The following is an 18,968-nucleotide window of genomic DNA, read 5'->3' on the forward strand; positions in this document are numbered from 1 at the left end:
CACAAAATCTAGTGCGACGTACCCTCGGCAAACTCGATTTTATTGCCCACGTTGTACTTACCCGACGGCTTGTTCATCGGCAGGCGTTTGACCTCCTTGAGGGTGTTGCTGTCGTAGACGATCAGCGCACCGTCAGTGGCCCAGATACTCAGCAGCAGGTAGCGACCGTCGCGGGTGAATTCGACGTGGGCGGCGGTCTTTCCGGGCATCGGGCGCAGGGTGTGAGCGATTTCCAGGGTCTGTTTGTCGATCAGGTGGATCGCATCGTTGTCGGGGCCGAAGAACACGTCGGTCCAGGCATACCGCGAGTTGACGTGGCTGCGCATGAAGAAGCCCGGCCCCAGGGTCGGTATTTCCTTGAGCAGTTTCCAGGTCTTGAAGTCGATGACCGAGATCAGGCCCTTGCTGATGTTCGGCGTGGCGAACACCCACTCACCGTTACGTTTCCAGTAGGTCCCGGACCCCAGGTGCGGCATGCCCGGCAGTGGAATGTCGGTGACCACCTTGCCACTGTCGAGGTCGATCACCTGACCGCCCTTGGCCTTGCGCGACGTGGCCAGCAGTTGCTTGTAGTCCGGTGAGAAGGAAAAGTCGTCCAGCATATCTTCGGCGTGGATCCGTCGCGGTTCGAAATCCGGTGTGCCGGTGCAGGGCAGTTCCCAGACTTCCTTCACGTCCTTGAGCGCCACGATGAAGCTGTCCCGTGGCGGTGCGGTATAGACCGCGCTGACCCGTGACGCGGTGCCGTCCTGGCCGATCGCCGGAATGGTTTTGACCAATGACAGATCACGGGCATCGAGCACCACCAGGTTGCCCGGCAAGTAGTTGCCCACCAGCACCCATCGGCCGTCCTTACTCACCGCAAGGTTGCGGGTGTTGAGCCCGGCGCGGACCTCGGCGATCAGTTTCAGGTTATGCAAGTCATACAGGCTGATCCAGCCATCGCGAGAGGCCACGTAGACGAAGCGTCCGTCCGGCGAAAACTTCGGCCCGCCATGCACTGCAAAGTGCGAAGCGAACCGTGCAAGCACTTCAAGGCGGTCGCCGTCGAGGATGTCGATGTGATGATCACCGGCTTCCACCACCACAAACAGGTTCAGTGGATCGGCGCGATGCTGGGGCGTGTCGGGCAGTTTGTTGATATCGGCGAGAACCGAATGACTGCCGCGAATGTCATCGTTGCTCCAGGTGGGTGGGGTGGCGGGTGGTTGCTGGAGGTAGTCCACCAGCGCGTCGATCTGCGTGGCGTTGAACACGTTGGCATACCCGCTCATCTGACTCGCGGGACGACCGTCCTGGATCACGCTGCGGATTTCGTCGGGTTTGATCCGGCTCAGGCTTTCCGGCAGCAAGGCCGGTCCCGTACCGCCGAGACGATTGGCGCCATGGCAGCTCTGGCAATGCTGTTGGTAGAGATTGGCGGCCGTGTCGTTGGGCGGAACCGCTGTACCGGCATGAGCCGCGCCGATCCATAACAATGGGGCAAGCACCATGCGCCTCATATCGCCACCTTGCGCTGGCGTTGCAGCGCTGGGGCGGAGGAAAAACGCGCCGGGTATTGCTGCTGTTGGGCAGCGAACAGATCGACCACTTTGCCGATCACCGCAAGCGTCGGAATGCCAGGTGGGCATTCCCGCGCCAGGGTCGGCAATTGGTGCAGCCTGCCTCGGGCAACGTGCTGGTCGGGACGCGTGCCATTGCTGATCAGCGCCGCCGGTGTCTCGGCGGGCATTCCGGCTTCGATCAAGCGCTGGGCGATAATCCCGAGATTTGACAACCCCATGTAAAACACCAGGGTCTGACTGCTGTCGACGAGGCTGCTCCAGGGTAATTGCAACTCACCATCGTGTTGCAAGTGCCCGGTGATGAATCGACAGGAGTTGACCAGATCCCGATGGGTCAACGGAATGCCAGCGTAAGCGCTACACCCGGAGGCGGCAGTAATGCCGGGGACCACCTGGCAGTCAATGTTGCGTTGCAGCAGATACTCCAGCTCCTCGGCGCCACGGCCGAAGATGAACGGGTCGCCACCCTTGAGCCGGACCACACGCTGCCCCAGATCGGCGAGGTCGGCGAGTAGTTCGTTGATCTGATCCTGAGGCAGGCTGTGGCAGCCGCTGGCCTTGCCGACGTAATGCCGGGCGCAGGTGAGGGGGATCAATGCCAGCAGCTCGGGGCTGATCAGGCGGTCGTAAACCACGGCGTCGGCTTGCATCAACAGGCTCCAGGCGCGCAGGGTCAGCAAGCGTGGATCGCCGGGGCCAGCGCCGACCAGGGCGACTTCGCCCGGTCTGAACGGGGACTCAAGTGCAGCCGGTAAAATAATCGATGGATGCATGGGACGTCCTTGGTACTTCATCAGGTGGGCCGGCCCCATCCTTTGTCAGATGGCTCGCCAGGCGGGTGCTTCAGTGCATGACGCAAGGGATGGTCGTTAATGGTGGTATGCCGATTTCTTCATCGCTGAGGTGGCATCCGGGGTCCTGGCCCCAGAGATCACCTTCGGCCCAGGCGCGGGTGCGGGTATTGCCGTTGCAGATGCTGAGCCAGCGGCATTGGCCACAACGGCCACCCACGGCGCGAGGATGCGCGCGCAGTTGCTGCAACAAGGCGTCCGGGCGGTCCAGCCACAGCGTGCGAAACGGTGTGTGCCGGACATTGCCCACCGAGTGCTGCCACCAATAGGTGTCGGGGTGAACTTCGCCGGTGTTGTCGATGTTGGCGATGCCGCTGCCCGAGGCATTGCCGCCCCAGGCGCGGAGCATGTGTTCCAGGCGCCGGTAATGCTCGGGTAGATGCAGGCCTACCCATTGCAGCAGGAGAATCGCGTCGGCATCGTTGTTGCCGCTGACAAAATCGCTGTCGCGACCGTGCTGGATATCTTCCCAGGCCCGTTCGAAGATCAGCGTCATCGCCTCGCGGCTCATCTGCTGCCGGGCGTCGAGCTGGCGGCTGCGTTTGCCGCGACCGCTGTAGTTGAGGTGCGACAGATAAAACTTCTGCACGTCGTATTCGCGCATCAGTGCCAGTAATTGCGGCAGCTGCGCATGATTCTCCTGGGTCAGGGTGGTGCGCAGGCCGACGCGAATGCCCTGTTCGCGACAGAGCCGGATCGCCCGCATGGAACTGGCGAAGCTGCCCTTCAATTGGCGGAAGGCGTCATGGGTGGCTTCCAGGCCATCGATGCTGATCCCGACATAGTCGAAATTCGCTGCGCGGATCTGCGCGATGTTCTGCTCATCGATCAACGTGCCGTTGGTGGACAACGCCACGAAGAAACCCTTGGCGCGGGCGTAGGCGCTGAGCACAAACAGATCGTCACGCAGCAGGGGTTCACCGCCGGAAAGAATCAATACCTTCACGCCGGCATCGTGCAGATCGTCGATCACGTTCAGTGCGGCGGGCGTATCCAGTTCGTCGCGAAAGACGCTGTCGGCGGACGTGGCGTAGCAGTGCTTGCAGGTCAGGTTGCAGCGCCTGAGCAGGTTCCAGATCACCACCGGCGGCCGGTTGCTGCCCGGTGGGCTGGTTCTGGGGGCGGGCACCTGGCCGGTCAGGGCACGCAGGTATTGGCTGATCCTCAACATGCAACTCTCCTTGAACCAGCGCGTGTTCAGCGTGGCACTGGCGGTAGCCGTAAACCGGTTTTTTTCAGGATGCGACTGCTCACCAGCATCTCGTCGGCGACACAGGCGTCGCCCAGTAAGTAGCGCAGGTGTTCGCGGTAGCTGTCGATTTCCTCGCGGCTGCGACCGTGCACCATGGCGAACAGGTTGTAGCGCCACGCGGTTCGTCGCGGGCGTCGATAACAGTGGCTGACAAAAGGCTGTGCGCCGATCAGCGCGCCGAGGCGCGGCATGTCGGTGTCGCGCACATCCCAAACGGTCATGCCGTTGTAGCGATAGCCGAGGCGATAGTGGTTGGGGACGGCGGCAATGCGCCGGATCGCGCCCTCGGCCTGCAAGCGCTTGAGCAGATCCAGGGTGGATTCGATGCTCAGGTCCAGCTGTTCGGCGAGCCAGGCCCACGGGTCATTCAGCAGCGGCAGGCCGGCCTGGGTCAGTTCAATCAGCCGGTGTGCCAGGGTGTCTTCAGACCGGGAAGTACAGACCGACATGGTAAGTCTCCTCTTTAGGCAAGTTGAGCAGCGGCAAACCGGTCAGGGTTTCGATGTATTGCAAGGTTTCGGTGACGTCTTGTTCGGTCGCGCAGGCGAGCACGAACCACATGTTCCAGGCGTGTTCGCGTCGATAGTTGTGCGCCACTTCAGGCAGGGCATGCAGTTGCTCGGCGACCTCTTCGAACCGTTCTTCCGGCACTGCCAGCGCCGCGAGGGTGAAGGCGCCACCGAGGCGTTCGATGTCGAACATCGGACCGAAGCGCGTGAGTATTCCTTCACAGAGCAGTTCGTGGAGGCGGTGGAGCAATTCAGGGCTGCTGCTGTCCAGTTCGCTGGCCAGCGCCTGCCAGGGGTTACGCACCAGTGGCAGGCCCAGTTGCAAGCGGTTGATCAACCGACGGTCAAGATCATCCATGGGGCTTGGTTCCCGTTGAGGAGGCGACAAAGCGTCCGCCGCATTGTTTGAAGGCATGGGTGCTGAACAGCAGTTGATGGGGCAGGTCACTCAGCAAGTGTTCTCCCAGCAACGCCTGGATCTGCGCCTCGACCTGCGCGCGTTGGCGTCCGTGAACCATGCAGAACAGGTTGTAGCGCCACTGCGGCAGGCGCCGTGGCCGTTGATAGCAGAGGGTGATACCGGACGCTCGCCCCAGGCGCTGGCCGACTTCGTCGATCAGCGCGTCCGGAACATCCAGCACCAGCATGGCGTTGGCGGTAAAGCCCAGGGCGCGATGGTTGAGCACCAGGCCGACCCGGCGAAACAGCCCCTGTTCGTGCCACTGGTGCATCTGCGCGAGCACCTGGTTTTCGTCGGCGTTTATCCGTTCCGCGAGGGTTTGATAGGGGCGCGAAACACGCGGTAATCCGTCTTCCAGGTGCCTTCGTAAGGCTTGTGTCTGTTCGGGGCTCAATCCCGTCTTCATGGGCCTTCTCCCAAGGCAAAACCGAGGTCGATGCGGTAAGCGGTCAACATCGGCAGATCCAGCGGAACAAGGCCGGTTTCGTTCTCAAGTGCTTCGAGAACACGTTCGATGTGGGGGCGATCAGGCCCGGTCAGCACAAACCACAGGTTGTAGAAATGCTCCCGTGCGTAGTTGTGATTGACCTCGGGATACTGGCTGACGCGCTCGGCGACCTGTTGCAGACGTTCGGCGGGCACGGCGAAGGCGGCGAGGGTGCTGGCCCCGGCGCGGCTGTGTTCGAACACCGGGCCGATGCGTGAGAGGGGGCCGGCCTGAGCCATTTTTTCCAGACAATCCATCACCTGGGCCTCGCGGCAACCGAGAATCCGGGCCATCTCCTTGTAAGGTTCCGGGCACAACGGCATGCCGTGCTGGAAGCGGTCGATAAGTTGGCGGCTGAGCAGGTCGAGGTTCATTTCAATAGCCCATTTTCTGCGCGCGACTGCTGAAGAAGATGCCGCTCGGCGCGGTGGCGGGAAGGGTGCTCAGCTGCTTCAGGCTGTACGGATCCCAGACCTGAACCTGATCGCCATCGCGTAACGACAGCCACAACTGGTCGCCGCGCGCGGTGAATTCCATGTGCAGCACCGCCGGCCCCGGTCGCAGATCGGCGACTACGGCACGGGTTTCGGTGTCGATGACCTGGACCCGATCGTTGTCCGGGTAGGCGAAATTGACCCACAGTTGCCGACCGTCCGGCCGCGACGTGACGAACACCGGTTGGCCGGCCACCGGGATGGCAGCGGTCTGCTGCCACGTGCGGGAATCCATCACCAGCACCTGATGACGGCCGACGGCGGGCACGAAGGCCTGGTTGTCGGCAACGGCCCAACCCTCCAGATGCGGCATCTTGTAGACGGGCAACTTCGCCTGGCCGCGTCCGTAATCACCGAGCACTCGCTGCACCCCGCGCTCGGGGTGCCAGAGGTCGAGTTGCGCCATGCCGTCTTCGCCGAACAGCCCAGCCATGTAATAGCGACCATCGGGGGTAATCAGCGCGTCGTAGGGTTGCTGGCCGATGCCGGTGAAGCGGCTGATCCGTGGCGTGCTGCCCTGACTGAAATCGGCGGTCCAGATCTCGCCGGTATCGAACAGGCTGAACACAAAACGCTGACCGGGCGCGTCGACCAGGCCGACCACCCGTGAGCGTTTGCTGCCATCGGCGAGCGGTGTCGCGGGAATATCGGCCACCTGTTGCAGAGTGACGGCATCGAACACCTTCACGCCGCCGGGCACGTAGTTGGAGACCGCGATCAACTTGCCGTCCTGACTGATGGCGCCGCCGATGCTGTTGCCGCCCTGGATGACGCGATGGTCGATGCGTTGGGTCAGCAAGTCGATTTTGCTCAACCCGCCGTCGCGGCCGAACACATAGGCATAGCGCTGGTCGCGGGAAAACACCACCGAGGCATGGGACAGATCGCCGAAGCCTTCGAGTCGGGCCAGTGCCGTGCGGGTGTCGCTTTCGATGATTTGCACGCTGCCGGTGGCGCGCTCCACCACCACGCCCAGATCGCCGGAGCCCCGCAACGGAGGCTGAACACACGCGGACAACAGCAGCCCGGTCGCCGCTAAAAGCAGGGTTGAACGGATCATGGTGCGGGATATCCCTGGAGAAGAAGATCGACCAGCCAACGGATGTCGTCCGGGCTGAGCAACGGGGCCCAACCGGGCATCGCGGTGCCGGGGCGGCCTTGGGTGACGGTGGCAATCAGGCTGTCGCGGGACTTGCCTGCCAGCGTTGCACGTGTCAGGTCGGGACCCAGCCCGCCGGTCATGTGCAGTCCATGACAGGCGCCGCAATCCTGGGCCAGCAGGTGCTCGAGTTGGGCCTGACGCTTGGCGTTCGGCGCCGCAACCGAGGTCGCGCAAAAAAGGAGGAGGGCCGCCAGAACCACTGCGTGTCGATGAACCATCATGGCGCCCTCCGTTGGCTATTTGAGACTCAGGACCCAAGTTGCAAGTGTCTTCGCTTCGTCATCCGTCACCGGGTTGGCCGGCATTGGTATCGGGCCCCAGTTGCCTTGCGTACCGTTCTTGATGTGGTTGGCCAGGGTGTCGACGGCCTCGGGTACGCCAGCGTTCTTGGCCGCGACATCCTTGAGCGCCGGGCCGACAAGCTTGGTGTCGATGGAATGGCAGGCGGCGCAGGGTTTGCTCTTGAACAGTTCCTGCGCATCTTGGGCCACAACCGGCTGCACGCTCAGCGCAGCGGTCAGGGCGAACAGTGAAAGCAGAGTATTTTTCATGGTCGTTCCTTGCATTGATGGAGCTCAATAAATGTCGTGTTGGGTGTTGTAGACATTGAATTTCCCGGTGGGGGTAATCAGGCGTTTGTCCTTGATCACCGATTTGAGCTTCAGCGTTTTGTCGTCGATCACCACCAGTGCCGACTCCTCTGATTGACCGCTCCACACGGAGAACCAGACCTCATCGCCGGCCTTGTTGTATTCCGGCTGCACGACCCGCATGGCGCCTTGCTTGATGCCGGCGTACTCGGCGATGGGCAGCACGGTGTAGCCGGCGTCGAGTTTGTCGAGGTTGAACACCGCCACCGACTGACTCAGTTTGGCGTCCGGGTTGAGGGTGGTGTCGACATACAGGTGGCGCGAGTTGGGGTGGGTTTTGATGAACAACGAACCGCCGCCCTGGCCCTTGAGCGAGGCGACCTGTTTCCAGGCGTATTGCGGGTGTTTGGCCGGGTCGGTACCGATCAGCGAGATACCGTCGTCTCCCAGGTGGCTGGTGGCCCAGACCGGGCCGTAGACAGGATGATCAAAGTTGGCGCCACGACCCGGGTGAGGGGTTTTGCCGACGTCCACCAGGGCGGCCAACTTGCGATCCTTGGAGTCGATCACGGCGACTTTGTTGGAGTTGTTGGCGGCGGTCATGAAGTAGCGATGGGTGCTGTCCCAACCGCCGTCATGCAGGAAAGGGGCGGCATCGATGTAGGTGATGGTGAGGTTTTTGATGTCCTGGTAATTGACCAGCATGACCTTGCCGGTTTCCTTGACGTTAACGATGAACTCCGGCCATTCGTGGGAGGCGATGATCGCCGCGACCCGGGGTTCCGGGTGATATTCTTGCTTGTCGACAGTCATGCCGCGGGTCGAGACGATCTGTTTGGGCTCCAGGGTTTCACCATCCATGATGGTGAATTGTGGTGGCCAATAGGAGCCGGCGACCGTGTATTTGTCTTCGTAACCCTTGAACTTGGAAGTCTCCACCGAGCGCGCCTCGATGCCCACTTTGACTTCGGCGACCTTGGTCGGCTCCACCGGCCACAGGTCGATCATGTCGATCCGGGCGTCTCGACCAATCACCAGCAGGTAGCGACCGGAGGCAGAAATGCGCGAGATGTGCACCGCGTAACCGGTCTCGATCAGCTTGACGATTTTCTTGCTGTCACCGTCGATCAGGGCAATCTTGCCGTCATCGCGCAACGTCACCGAAAACAGGTTGGGCAGATTGAGTTTGCTCAGTTGCTTCTTCGGACGATCCTCGGGCTTGACCAGCACTTTCCAGGTTTTCAGCGTCTCGGCCATGCCCCATTCCGGTGGCGTGGGCGGTGTGTGCTGGATGAACTTGGCCATGGCCGTGATCTGATCCTTGGTCAGCGCATTGGATGTTCCCCAGTTCGGCATGCCCGCTGGTGAACCGAAGGTAATCAACGCCTCCAGATACAGTTGGCCGCGAGACTGGGTGATGTCCGGCGTCAGTGGTTTACCCGTGGCGCCTTTGCGCAGCACGCCGTGGCAGCCGGCGCAGCGCTGGAAATAGATTTCCTTGGACGCGTCGAACTCGGCCTGACTCATGTCGGGCGCTCCGGCGGTTTTGACCATCAGCGGGCTGGCCGCAGCAGTGGCGGGTTCCTCGGCTCTGGCTGCGTGAGTCACCGCAAGGGCCAGCGCCGACCACAATGTGGCGACAGTCAGAGCAAACGTTTTTCTATTGCTGATCAGCATTCCATTTCTCCTCAGGCAAGACCTTTGCGATGTGCTGGAACGGCAGCGCAGAACGCAGGTTCTTAGTGCCGTGCAAGGCTATGCCCGAGCAGGCCAATGCTTGCTTGACCGCGATCAAGTTTGCCGGCCATGTCACTTGCCAGGTTGTCGCAGGCGCCCGTAGCGTGTGGCTTGAATCCGCTTTTGGAACAGACAGCCCATGGACCGAATCCAGTCTTGCGAACCCTTCTATCAACCGCTCAATAATGAGGAGGCGCTGTTCGAGCAAGCCTGGCGACACGGCATGCCGGTGCTGATCAAAGGCCCGACGGGGTGCGGCAAGACCCGTTTCGTCCAGCACATGGCCCATCGGCTGAAGCTACCGCTGTACACCGTGGCGTGCCATGACGACCTGAGTGCCGCCGACCTGATTGGCCGTCATCTGATTGGCGCCCAAGGCACCTGGTGGCAGGACGGGCCGCTGACCCGCGCGGTGCGTGAAGGCGGCATTTGTTATCTGGACGAAGTGGTCGAGTCGCGGCAGGACACGGTGGTCGTACTGCACCCACTGGCCGATGATCGTCGCGAGTTGTTCCTGGAGCGCACCGGCGAAGTGTTGCAGGCGCCGTCCTCATTCATGCTGGTCGTGTCGTACAACCCCGGCTACCAGAACCTGCTCAAAGGCATGAAACCCAGCACCCGACAACGTTTCGTGGCGATGCGTTTCGGCTATCCGCCGGTGGCCGACGAAGAGCGTATTGTCAGCCGGGAAGCGCAGGTGGACAGCGCGCTGGCGGCGCAAGTGGTCAGGCTGGGGCAGGCCCTGCGAAGGCTGGATCAACATGATCTTGAGGAAGTCGCCTCGACACGGCTGCTGATTTTTACTGCGCGAATGATCCGCTCCGGCATGAGCCCGCGTGAAGCGTGCATGGCTTGCCTGGCCGAGCCGCTGAGCGATGATCCGCTGACGGTTGCGGCGCTGATGGGCGTGGTTGATGTCCACTTCGGCTGAGTCCAGGGGCGTTGCGCGTGGCCACCTGCCGGGCGATCTGGCGATGTGGTTTTTCATTTTGGCCGAGTTGTCGGTGTTCGCCATCCTGATTCTGGCGTTCGCCGTGACCCAGGCACTCAAGCCGCAGTTGTTTGGTGAAAGCCGTCAATTGCTCAACACCTCTACCGGCCTGGCGATGACCCTGAGCCTGCTCACCGCCGGGCTGTTCGCCGCGCTGGCTCAGGAGCAGGTCAGGCGTTCCCGGTCCCGCCACGGCGCCGTACTTCTGCTGGCCGCGTTGCTTGCCGGCAGCGTCTACGTGGTGTTGAAACTTACCGAATACCGGCACTTGCTGGCCTCGGGGCTGGGCATGGAGCACAACACGTTTTTCACCCTCTATTGGATCCTCACCGGTTTTCATTTTCTCCATGTATTGCTCGGCATGGTCATTCTCGGATGGCTGGCCGAGCGCTGCCGTCGAGGCCTGTACAACGCCGTCAACCGCAGCGGGTTTGAATCGGGCGTGCTGTATTGGCACATGGTCGATCTGATCTGGGTCGTGCTGTTTCCGCTGGTGTACGTGCTGAATTGACGGAGGTTCTGATGTCGGCTTCCAGGTTGTTGCTCGTCTGCTGGGCAGCGTTGGCCACATTAAGCGTGTGCACCGTTGTGTTGTCACAAGTCGGCGCGACGTGGCTGTTGTCCATTGCCATTTTGCTGGTGGCGGTTGGCAAGGCCTGGCTGATCGCCGATGGCTTCATGGAGATGCGCCATGCGCCGCGATTGTGGCGCCGGTTGATGGTGAGCTGGGCGCTGGTGTTGGCAGTCGTTGTGGGGCTGACGCTGCTGTCGATCGGCTAACCAATCCATGTAGCAGCTGGCGAAGCCTGCGTTCGGCTGCGCAGCAGTCGTAAATCCTACCGCCTCGGTCCATCTGAAACACCGCGGTGGCTGATTTCACGACTGCTTCGCAGCCGAACGCAGGCTGCGCCAGCTGCTACATGGACCGAGTACGACTTAAGCGTATTACCCGACCAAAACCATCTGCCTTTCTTGATCGCCATCAAGCAGGTTTTACCCCCTCGCTTTCTATCATGAGCACGCCAAGCAAAGAGGAAGCGACCATGTCAGAGACCTTCACCAAAGGCATGGCCAGGAATATCTACTTCGGGGGAAGCGTCTTTTTCTTCCTGATATTCCTGGCCTTGACCTATCACACGGAACAGACCTTTCCAGTGCGCAGCAACGAAGCGCAGTTAACCGAATCAGTGATTCGCGGCAAGACGGTCTGGGAGCAAAACAACTGCGTCGGCTGCCACACGTTGCTGGGCGAGGGCGCCTACTTTGCGCCAGAGCTGGGCAACGTATTCCAGCGGCGCGGCGGGGAGGAGGGCTTTAAACCTTTTCTACATGCCTGGATGAAAATGCAGCCGCTGGGCGTACCGGGCCGACGAGCGATGCCGCAGTTCAAGTTGAGCGAGCAAGAGGTGGATGACATCGCCGAGTTCCTCAAATGGAGCTCGAACATCAACACCAATGGCTGGCCGCCAAACAAGGAGGGCTAAGAGATGAGCATCGCTAATCCGCATCTGAAATTCGCCTCGCAAGCCGTGGCCAAACCGTACTTCGTGTTTGCCCTGATGCTGTTTCTCGGTCAGGTGCTGTTCGGTTTGATCATGGGGGTGCAATACGTGATCGGAGACTTTCTGTTCCCGATCATTCCCTTCAACGTGGCGCGGATGGTGCACACCAATCTGCTGATCGTCTGGTTGCTGTTCGGCTTCATGGGCGCCGCCTATTACCTGATTCCGGAAGAGGCCGACCGCGAACTGCACAGCCCGAAGCTGGCGATCATTCTGTTCTGGGTATTCGCCGCTGCTGGTGTGTTGACGATTCTCGGCTATCTGCTGGTGCCTTATGCGGGCCTGGCCAAACTGACGCATAACGAGCTGCTGCCGACCATGGGCCGGGAGTTCCTGGAGCAGCCGACCATCACCAAGATGGGCATTGTGGTGGTGTGCCTGGGCTTTCTCTACAACATCGGCATGACCTTGCTCAAAGGTCGCAAGACCACCGTCAGCATGGTGATGATGACCGGGTTGATCGGCCTTGCGGTGTTCTTCCTGTTCTCCTTCTACAACCCCGGTAATCTGGCCCGCGACAAGTTCTACTGGTGGTGGGTGGTGCATCTTTGGGTGGAAGGCGTGTGGGAACTGATCATGGGCTCGATGCTCGCCTTCGTGCTGATCAAGATCACCGGTGTCGACCGGGAAGTCGTGGAGAAATGGCTCTACGTGATCATCGCCATGGCGCTGATTACCGGGATCATCGGCACCGGTCACCACTTCTTCTGGATCGGTGCGCCCGAGGTCTGGCTGTGGGTCGGCTCGATCTTCTCCGCATTCGAACCGCTGCCGTTCCTGGCCATGGTGATCTTTGCCTTCAGCATGGTGAAGAACCGTCGGCGGCAACACCCGAACCGTGCCGCCACGCTGTGGGCCAAGGGCACCACGGTCACGGCGTTCTTCGGTGCGGGTGTCTGGGGCTTTCTGCATACCCTGGCGCCGGTCAACTTCTACACCCACGGTTCGCAATTGACGGCAGCGCACGGTCACCTGGCTTTCTACGGTGCTTACGCGATGATCGTGATGACCTTGATCAGCTACGCCATGCCACGCCTGCGCGGGCTGGGTGAAGCGGGTGACGAGCGTTCACAGACCCTCGAAGTCTGGGGCTTCTGGTTAATGACCCTGTCGATGGTGATGATCACGCTGTTCCTCACCGCGGCCGGTGTCGTACAGGTTTACCTGCAACGCTGGCAGGCCGATGGGATCGCGTTGCCATTCATGGCCACGGTCGAACATCTGCAAGTGCTGTTCTGGGCGCGTCTGGGTGCTGGTATCGGCTTCTTCGCCGGGCTGCTCTGTTACCTGTTCAGCTTCAAGCAACGTGGCCGCGCAGCCTTGCGCGCTCCGGCGGCGGTTGTACCTTCATGATCGGGTGCAATGGCTAGGAAAAGGTCGGCCCGGCTGATACAGCGGGCCGTTTTTTGGTTCCAGCAAGGGCAAGCATCATGGCGTTTACCGTCGAACTGGAAGAGTGGGTAGGCAGTGTCTGGCATCGTTTCATCACCCGGCGCGCCAGCCCTGATTTCCCCGAAGCACGGGTTGAACTGGCCAGCCAGCAACGCCCGCTGGCGCTGTTGTTCCGCGCCATGGGCGGTGCCAATGGCGTCGGTGTGGAAGCGGCCAGCGACCGCGATCTGCTGCTGCGACGCAACGTGTTGCAGCAAATCGCCGGCACCTGCAAACAAGTGCCGCTGGCGTGGTGTGACGAGCGTAATTTACGGCTGCCATCGAGCCTGGCGGTGTTTCCCGAAGTGGCACTGAATGAGGAACTCTATCGCTGGCTCGCGTTGCTGGCGGCGCAGGCCGGGCAGATGCGCCACTGGGACAGGGACAATCAACGCTGGACGCAACAGCTGCTGCGACGCTATCCCGCGCTGCGTGCTCGTTACCAACGACTGGTCGATGCCCATCTGCAATTGCGCCCCGATCCGGCCTCGTTGAACGGCAGCGAAGCGGCGCTGGAACGGGCGTTATGCCAGGCGTTGCGCGAGCCCGGCAGTGTCGAGCATTTTCCTCGCAGCGAACGGGCCGCGTGGCCGTTGCCGCTGTGGTTGTACCCGCCGCAAAATCTCGCTAGTCCCCAGGCTGCCGATCTGGGCGATGAGTCCGAAGAGTCTTTGACCACGCCACCCGGCGAGCAGAAAGGCGGGCGTAAGCGCGCGACGCGGATCGATGAAAGCACCCGTGAAGGCGGGTTGCTGGTGGTGCGTCTGGAGAACCTGTTCAGCTGGACCGAGCACGTGGACCTGGATCGCTGGTCGGATGACAGCGAAGACCCGGACGCTGCCCGAGTCGCCGACGACCTGGATGAGTTGACGCTGTCGCGCACACGCCTGCGCAAGGGGGGCGGTCTCAAGCTGCATCTGGATTTACCACCGGCCGATGTCGACGATATTCCCCTCGGCGAGGGCATCAAGTTGCCGGAGTGGGACTATCGCAAACAACGGATGCAGGACAGCTTCGTCAACCTGCAGATGCTGGTGCCCCGCGACTGTGAGGCGCAGCCGCTGCCGCTACGCTTGAAGGCCTCGGCGCACCGTTTGCGGCGTCAGTTCGAGCACCTGCGCAATGATCGTCAATGGTTACGCCAACAACCTCAGGGATCAGAGCTGGACATGCAGGCCTGGCTGGATTTTCACGTTGATCGCGAGCATGGCCAGTGCGCCGAACGCGGTTTGTTCATGGAGCAGCGGCAGACTCGCCGCGACCTGGCGTGCCTGTTGCTGGCCGACGTGTCGATGTCCACTGACGCCCACCTGAACGATCAGCATCGTGTCATCGACGTGATCCGCGACAGCCTGCTGCTGTTCGGCGAAACCTTGTCGGTGCTGGGTGATGATTTCGCCCTGTACGGGTTTTCCTCGTTGCGTCGTCAGCAAGTGCGCATGCAGGAACTCAAGTCGTTCATCCAGCGTTATGACGACACCACCCGAGGTCGTATTCAAGGTCTCAAACCGGGGTATTACACACGCATGGGGGCTGCCATTCGCCAGGCCACGCAACTATTGGGCACGAGCAAGCGGCGCAGCAAACTGTTGCTGCTGCTGACGGATGGCAAACCGAATGATCTGGATCTGTATGAAGGGCGCTACGGTGTTGAAGATACTCGCGAGGCGGTGCTTGAGGCACGGCGTCAGGGGCTGACGCCGTTCTGTATCACGATCGATCGCGAGGCCGGGGATTACTTGCCGTACATGTTCGGCGCCAATGGCTACACCTTGATCCGCCAGCCCGAACAACTGCCCCTGCGCTTGCCGCAGTTGTACCGCCAGCTGACCCAACCGTGATGTCCTTGACCACCTGCGCTCCTGTAGCAGCTGCCGAAGGCTGCGTTCGGCTGCGCAGCAGTCGCAAAACCATACAACGCGGTGTTTCAGTCGTACCGTGGGCTCAGGATTTACGACTGCTGCGCAGCCGAACGCAGGCTGCGCCAGCTGCTACAGGGATATGTGCGATCTTCAGCTGCGCGGCAACCAGAAAAACATCACCACGCAAAAGACCGTCAGGCCAACGCAGAACCACATGAATCGGCGCTGCCGACGTTCCCCGGCGTATTCGGCCAGTGCTGGCAGGGGCATGCCGCATTGGTGGCACTCGGTTTCTTGTGAAGGGTTGGCATGTTGGCAATACAGGCAGACGGGCATGGCACTCACTCGAACTGTTCCAGGCGCAGACGATCAAGAATGGCGATCTGACGGCCGTCCTGAGTGATGATGTTTTCATCGATCAAGCGGCGGATGATTCGCGAAAAGGTTTCTGGCTGGATCGACAGATGCCCGGCAATCAGTTGCTTGGCCATCGGCAGTTCGAATTGGCAGTCAACGGTTTGCTGGCGCACCAGTTGCGTCAGCAGATAACGCACGACCCGGTGGGTGGCGTTTTTCAGCGACAGGGTTTCGATTTCGTTGACCCGTTGATGTAAGCGAACGCAGAGCTTGCCCAGTAGTGCGAAGGTCAACCGACTATTGCTCTGCAGCAGGCGCATGTAGGTGCTGTTGGATAAACGATAGAGCTGGGTGGGGCAGATCGCTTCGGCCGAGGCCACATAGTTTGGGGTGTCCATCAGCATCATCGCCTCGGCGAAGGTTTGCCGCTCGCTGATGACCTCGAACACTTTCTCCTGCCCATCCGGTGTCAGCCGGTAGATTTTTACCGCGCCGGCAATCACGAAGTAGAACGCATCGGCCGGCTCGCCCTGACGGAACAACGGCTCGCCTTTGTCGATGCTCAGCAATTGGCTGGTACTCATCAATTCGTCCAGCTGTTCTTCGTTCAACGGCTCGAACAGATGATGACTGCGCAGAATCTGGTGATGGACGCGGTGAAGCACCATGAGAATTCATCCTGAAGATTGAGAAGGGGGCTGGCGATCAAGTCAGACGAGGCCCAGGGAAACGCCGCTGGCTACGGCCAGGATTGAGGTCAACACCACGAACCAGGCCAGTGGCTGGATGACTTTTTTCATGACGACTCCTGGGATCGGTTTGTTTGATTTCCACAAGCTTGAGCAAGACATGGGCCAGGCTTGGAGGCCTTTATTTAGCGGGGTTCTCAGGCGTGAGGGTAAAAAAGACCCTGAGGATTAGGGTGAAAATAACCCTTTAATGGTCATTAGTACCCTGATCCGGAATGCCCTGTGGCGAGGGAGCTTGCTCCCGCTGGAGTGCGAAGCACTCCCAACATCGATCTACGCGGTATGTCTGATAGAACGCATTCGCCGGTTTTACGGCTGCTGCGCACCCGAGCGGGAGCAAGCTCCCTCGCCACAGGAATACGAGAAAGCATCAGGGCACGCCCCTTGCACACTTGATCTGCGACAACGGCAATGGATCGGTAATACCCGATGATTGCCCCTGGATTTACCTCGGCGCCTGCGGGTTGGTGTCAGGTCGGCAACAAGGTAGAGGAGTGGTTTTATGCAAGTGCTTGACCGCCGTAAAGCGATGGCAATCACGCCGCTGTTTCGGCTGGCCTTTCGGCCATTTTTCCTCGCCGGTTGCCTTTTGGCAGTGCTGGTCATTCCACTCTGGCTGGCGGCCTTCAGTGGTTCGATTTCCAACTGGCAGCCGGCGGGCGGTTGGCTGGGCTGGCATCGGCATGAATTGCTGTTCGGGTTCGGGTTGGCGATTATCGCGGGCTTTCTGTTGACGGCGGTGCAGACCTGGACCGGTCGCCCCGGCCTCAGCAGCAAACCGTTGGCCGCGCTGGCGTTGCTGTGGTTGTTGGCGCGGGTGGTCTGGCTGGCCAATGCGCCATGGCCGTTGCTCGCCGTGCTGGAACTGGCGTTCCCGTTGGCGGTGGCGGTACTCATGGGCTTCACCTTGTGGAAAGTGCGGCAGAAACGTAACTACCCGATTGTGGTGGTTCTGCTGTTGTTGGCCGGGGCCGACGGGTTGTCCCTGTATGGCTTGGTCGAGGGGCATGAAGGCTGGCAACGCCAGGGCGTGCTGAGCGGCCTCTGGCTGGTGGCGGCGATGATGGGGTTGATCGGCGGGCGGGTCATTCCGTTCTTCACCCAGCGCGGCCTTGGTCGGGTTGAAGGCGTTGCCGCCTGGCCCTGGCTGGATCGCCTGCTGTTGGTCGGTTCGCCGCTGGTGGCGTTGTTGTATGCCGCAGGACCGGCGCTCAACCCCAATGTCTGGGTGGGCCTGCTGTTCGCGGTGCTGGCGGCAGGGCATCTGGTGCGCCTGGTGCGCTGGCATGACCGGGCACTCTGGCGCGTGCCGTTGTTGTGGTCGCTGCATCTGGCCTATGGCTGGCTGGCGGTGGCGTGTCTCGGGATGGCGCTGTGGCATTTCGGTGTGCCGGTTAACCCGAGTCTGGCGGTGCATTGCCTGACCATCGGGGCCATGGCTGGCCTGGTGCTGGCGATGATCGCGCGGGTCAGCCTCGGCCACACCGGTCGCCCCCTGGAACCGCCATCGGGCATGACCCTGGCCTTCATTCTGCTCAACCTGGCGTGTCTGAGCCGGGTGGTGTTGATCCTGTTTTTCCCCTTGGCCGCATTGTGGTTGGCGGGCCTGTGCTGGGCGCTGGCGTTTGCACTGTATGCCTGGCGCTATGGGCCGATGCTGTTGCGGGCCCGGGTCGACGGTCATCCAGGATGAATACGCGAATGAATGGAGGCAGCCGCTGATGTATCCCTTTTTACTGGTCACGCATTTGCTGGCGGCAATCGCCTTCATTGGCACGCTGTTTTTCGAGGTGGTCATCTGGCATCGCGCCCGCCAGCCGTTGACGGAGATTGCGCAAGTGACGGCGGATCAGGCGATTGCCCTGCGTTCGCGTAAGGTTCTGCACGGCGTGGTGTTGCTGTTGTATGGCGCCGGTATCGGTTTGGCGTGGCAGTACCGTGGCGCATTGAGTCAGCCGCTGGCCAGCAGTTTTGGTACGTTGCTGAGCCTGAAAATCCTGTTGGCCTTGAGCATCATCGGTCATTACTTGCTGCTGGCCTATTGGCTGACCCACGGGCGCCTGACCGCGACCCGCGCAAGCTGGATTCGCCGCAGCATTCTCGGGCACATGGTGTTGATCGTGATCCTGGCCAAGGCCATGTTCTATTGGCACGGCTGATCGCAATACGTCCCTCATAAACAAAACCCGCGTCATCCGGTTGGATGGCGCGGGTTGGGGGTGGCCGGTAATCGATCAATGGCGGGGGGTCAGGGCATTAATGAACAACACGTTGTTTTCCAGGTGGATGTGTTGCATCAGGTCGTCTTTGAACTCCAGCAGCCCACGGTAGAGCGCACGCCAGGTGTTACAGGCATCGGCGGGCGGGATGATGTGATTGGTCAGGGCGAGCATCTTCTCCAGCGCTTCACCATGTTGATCGTGTTCGAAACGCAGCACCTGGATCGGCGGTGCGGCCTGAGGGCCAACGCCTTGTTGCAACATCGGGAAGAGCACTTGTTCTTCCTTGAGCATGTGGCCTTCGAGTTCCTGCTGCATGTCTGTCAGCAGATCGGCCAGGCCGTTGGGGCAACTGCTGCGCGCGCCATGGACCTGCTCGACGCGGCGAGCCAGTCGGATCAGCTCCGGCAGTTGCTCGCGGTGGCGGGCGTGGTAGCGCGTCAGAAGGTGGGCGATCAGCAGTTCCGACGGTTCGTTGCGCCAGTCGTGCTGGGTTTCGCCGGCGTCTTGCAGAATCTGCAGGGCGTCGGCAATGAGGACCGGATCGAGGTTTTTGCCAAGGGCCGCTTCACGCAGGCTTTTATGCCCGCCGCAACAGAAGTCCAGTTTGAAGGTGTGAAAGATCCGGGTGGCACCGGGAATGTCGCAGGCCAGTTGGCCGAGGCTTTGTTCCAATAGGGGCTGGCTCAT

The 18,968-nt window shown here is 61.0% G+C and carries 22 protein-coding genes; 8 read left to right on the forward strand and 14 right to left on the reverse strand.

All coding sequences use genetic code 11. The features are described 5' to 3' along the window. Positions 1-8: 8 nt before the first annotated feature. The 11 genes from FFH90_RS13230 to FFH90_RS13280 form a co-directional block, all read right to left on the reverse strand. On the reverse strand, positions 9-1,502 hold the full coding sequence (locus tag FFH90_RS13230; RefSeq protein ID WP_138867318.1) for a nitrite reductase: 1,494 nt from the start codon (positions 1,500-1,502) through the stop codon (positions 9-11). Beyond that, positions 1,499-2,338: a uroporphyrinogen-III C-methyltransferase gene (gene cobA, locus FFH90_RS13235; RefSeq protein WP_138867319.1), complete on the reverse strand. Its 840-nt coding sequence runs from the start codon at positions 2,336-2,338 to the stop codon at positions 1,499-1,501. Before cobA ends, FFH90_RS13230 begins: the two co-directional genes overlap by 4 nt. A 70-nt stretch (positions 2,339-2,408) precedes the next feature. Next, the gene (nirJ, locus tag FFH90_RS13240; protein WP_138867320.1) at positions 2,409-3,587 is read right to left on the reverse strand and encodes a heme d1 biosynthesis radical SAM protein NirJ; all 1,179 of its coding nucleotides are present in this window, start codon (positions 3,585-3,587) and stop codon (positions 2,409-2,411) included. A 26-nt stretch (positions 3,588-3,613) separates the two neighbouring features. Beyond that, on the reverse strand, positions 3,614-4,117 hold the full coding sequence (locus tag FFH90_RS13245) for an Lrp/AsnC family transcriptional regulator (protein WP_138867321.1): 504 nt from the start codon (positions 4,115-4,117) through the stop codon (positions 3,614-3,616). Next, positions 4,092-4,535 (reverse strand): Lrp/AsnC family transcriptional regulator, encoded by a 444-nt coding sequence (locus tag FFH90_RS13250; protein WP_086945734.1) that lies wholly within the window; start codon positions 4,533-4,535, stop codon positions 4,092-4,094. Before FFH90_RS13250 ends, FFH90_RS13245 begins: the two co-directional genes overlap by 26 nt. Next, the gene (locus FFH90_RS13255) at positions 4,528-5,043 is read right to left on the reverse strand and encodes an Lrp/AsnC family transcriptional regulator (protein ID WP_138867322.1); all 516 of its coding nucleotides are present in this window, start codon (positions 5,041-5,043) and stop codon (positions 4,528-4,530) included. Before FFH90_RS13255 ends, FFH90_RS13250 begins: the two co-directional genes overlap by 8 nt. Further along, positions 5,040-5,498, reverse strand: a complete 459-nt coding sequence (locus tag FFH90_RS13260) for an Lrp/AsnC family transcriptional regulator (RefSeq protein ID WP_064617206.1) — start codon at positions 5,496-5,498, stop codon at positions 5,040-5,042. Before FFH90_RS13260 ends, FFH90_RS13255 begins: the two co-directional genes overlap by 4 nt. A 1-nt stretch (position 5,499) precedes the next feature. Beyond that, positions 5,500-6,678: a cytochrome D1 domain-containing protein gene (locus FFH90_RS13265; protein WP_138867323.1), complete on the reverse strand. Its 1,179-nt coding sequence runs from the start codon at positions 6,676-6,678 to the stop codon at positions 5,500-5,502. After that, entirely contained in the window at positions 6,675-7,001 is a 327-nt protein-coding gene (locus FFH90_RS13270; RefSeq protein WP_018927781.1) for a cytochrome c, read from the reverse strand. The genes FFH90_RS13265 and FFH90_RS13270 overlap by 4 nt, the downstream gene beginning before the upstream one ends. Before the next feature lie 15 nt (positions 7,002-7,016). Next, positions 7,017-7,331 carry a c-type cytochrome gene (locus FFH90_RS13275; RefSeq protein ID WP_019649087.1) on the reverse strand — a complete coding sequence of 105 codons (315 nt, stop codon included), beginning with the start codon at positions 7,329-7,331 and terminating at the stop codon, positions 7,017-7,019. A gap of 24 nt (positions 7,332-7,355) precedes the next feature. Then, positions 7,356-9,047, reverse strand: coding sequence for a nitrite reductase (locus FFH90_RS13280; protein ID WP_138867324.1), 1,692 nt, complete (start codon positions 9,045-9,047; stop codon positions 7,356-7,358). A 208-nt stretch (positions 9,048-9,255) separates the two neighbouring features. Between FFH90_RS13280 and FFH90_RS13285 the strand changes: the two genes are divergently transcribed. The 6 genes from FFH90_RS13285 (at position 9,256) to FFH90_RS13310 (ending at position 14,932) form a co-directional block, all read left to right on the forward strand. Continuing rightward, on the forward strand, positions 9,256-10,038 hold the full coding sequence (locus FFH90_RS13285) for a CbbQ/NirQ/NorQ/GpvN family protein (RefSeq protein ID WP_372240862.1): 783 nt from the start codon (positions 9,256-9,258) through the stop codon (positions 10,036-10,038). Beyond that, entirely contained in the window at positions 10,022-10,609 is a 588-nt protein-coding gene (locus FFH90_RS13290; protein ID WP_018927785.1) for a cytochrome c oxidase subunit 3, read from the forward strand. Before FFH90_RS13285 ends, FFH90_RS13290 begins: the two co-directional genes overlap by 17 nt. 11 nt (positions 10,610-10,620) lie before the next feature. Then, the gene (locus tag FFH90_RS13295) at positions 10,621-10,878 is read left to right on the forward strand and encodes a cytochrome C oxidase subunit IV family protein (RefSeq protein ID WP_138867326.1); all 258 of its coding nucleotides are present in this window, start codon (positions 10,621-10,623) and stop codon (positions 10,876-10,878) included. Between the two features lie 263 nt (positions 10,879-11,141). After that, positions 11,142-11,582: a cytochrome c gene (locus FFH90_RS13300; RefSeq protein WP_018927787.1), complete on the forward strand. Its 441-nt coding sequence runs from the start codon at positions 11,142-11,144 to the stop codon at positions 11,580-11,582. 3 nt (positions 11,583-11,585) lie between these two features. Then, positions 11,586-13,013 (forward strand): cbb3-type cytochrome c oxidase subunit I, encoded by a 1,428-nt coding sequence (locus FFH90_RS13305; protein WP_018927788.1) that lies wholly within the window; start codon positions 11,586-11,588, stop codon positions 13,011-13,013. Positions 13,014-13,090: 77 nt separating this feature from the next. After that, positions 13,091-14,932 carry a nitric oxide reductase activation protein NorD gene (locus FFH90_RS13310; protein WP_138867327.1) on the forward strand — a complete coding sequence of 614 codons (1,842 nt, stop codon included), beginning with the start codon at positions 13,091-13,093 and terminating at the stop codon, positions 14,930-14,932. 171 nt (positions 14,933-15,103) lie between these two features. Here the strand turns inward: FFH90_RS13310 and FFH90_RS13315 are convergent, their stop codons facing one another. Both FFH90_RS13315 and FFH90_RS13320 read right to left on the reverse strand, forming a co-directional pair. Continuing rightward, positions 15,104-15,298, reverse strand: coding sequence for a protein DnrP (locus tag FFH90_RS13315; RefSeq protein ID WP_178114249.1), 195 nt, complete (start codon positions 15,296-15,298; stop codon positions 15,104-15,106). After that, positions 15,295-15,978 carry a Crp/Fnr family transcriptional regulator gene (locus FFH90_RS13320; RefSeq protein ID WP_018927791.1) on the reverse strand — a complete coding sequence of 228 codons (684 nt, stop codon included), beginning with the start codon at positions 15,976-15,978 and terminating at the stop codon, positions 15,295-15,297. Before FFH90_RS13320 ends, FFH90_RS13315 begins: the two co-directional genes overlap by 4 nt. 583 nt (positions 15,979-16,561) lie before the next feature. Here FFH90_RS13320 and FFH90_RS13330 point away from each other — a divergent pair. After that, entirely contained in the window at positions 16,562-17,752 is a 1,191-nt protein-coding gene (locus FFH90_RS13330; protein WP_111454561.1) for an NnrS family protein, read from the forward strand. Between the two features lie 28 nt (positions 17,753-17,780). Beyond that, complete coding sequence (locus FFH90_RS13335; protein WP_018927795.1) at positions 17,781-18,218, forward strand: membrane protein; 438 nt, start codon at positions 17,781-17,783, stop codon at positions 18,216-18,218. Between the two features lie 75 nt (positions 18,219-18,293). Here FFH90_RS13335 and ytfE read toward each other — a convergent pair whose 3' ends face one another. Next, on the reverse strand, positions 18,294-18,968 hold the full coding sequence (ytfE, locus tag FFH90_RS13340; protein ID WP_138867328.1) for an iron-sulfur cluster repair protein YtfE: 675 nt from the start codon (positions 18,966-18,968) through the stop codon (positions 18,294-18,296).

The organism is Pseudomonas sp. ATCC 43928 (assembly GCF_005938665.2).
Taxonomy (GTDB): domain Bacteria; phylum Pseudomonadota; class Gammaproteobacteria; order Pseudomonadales; family Pseudomonadaceae; genus Aquipseudomonas.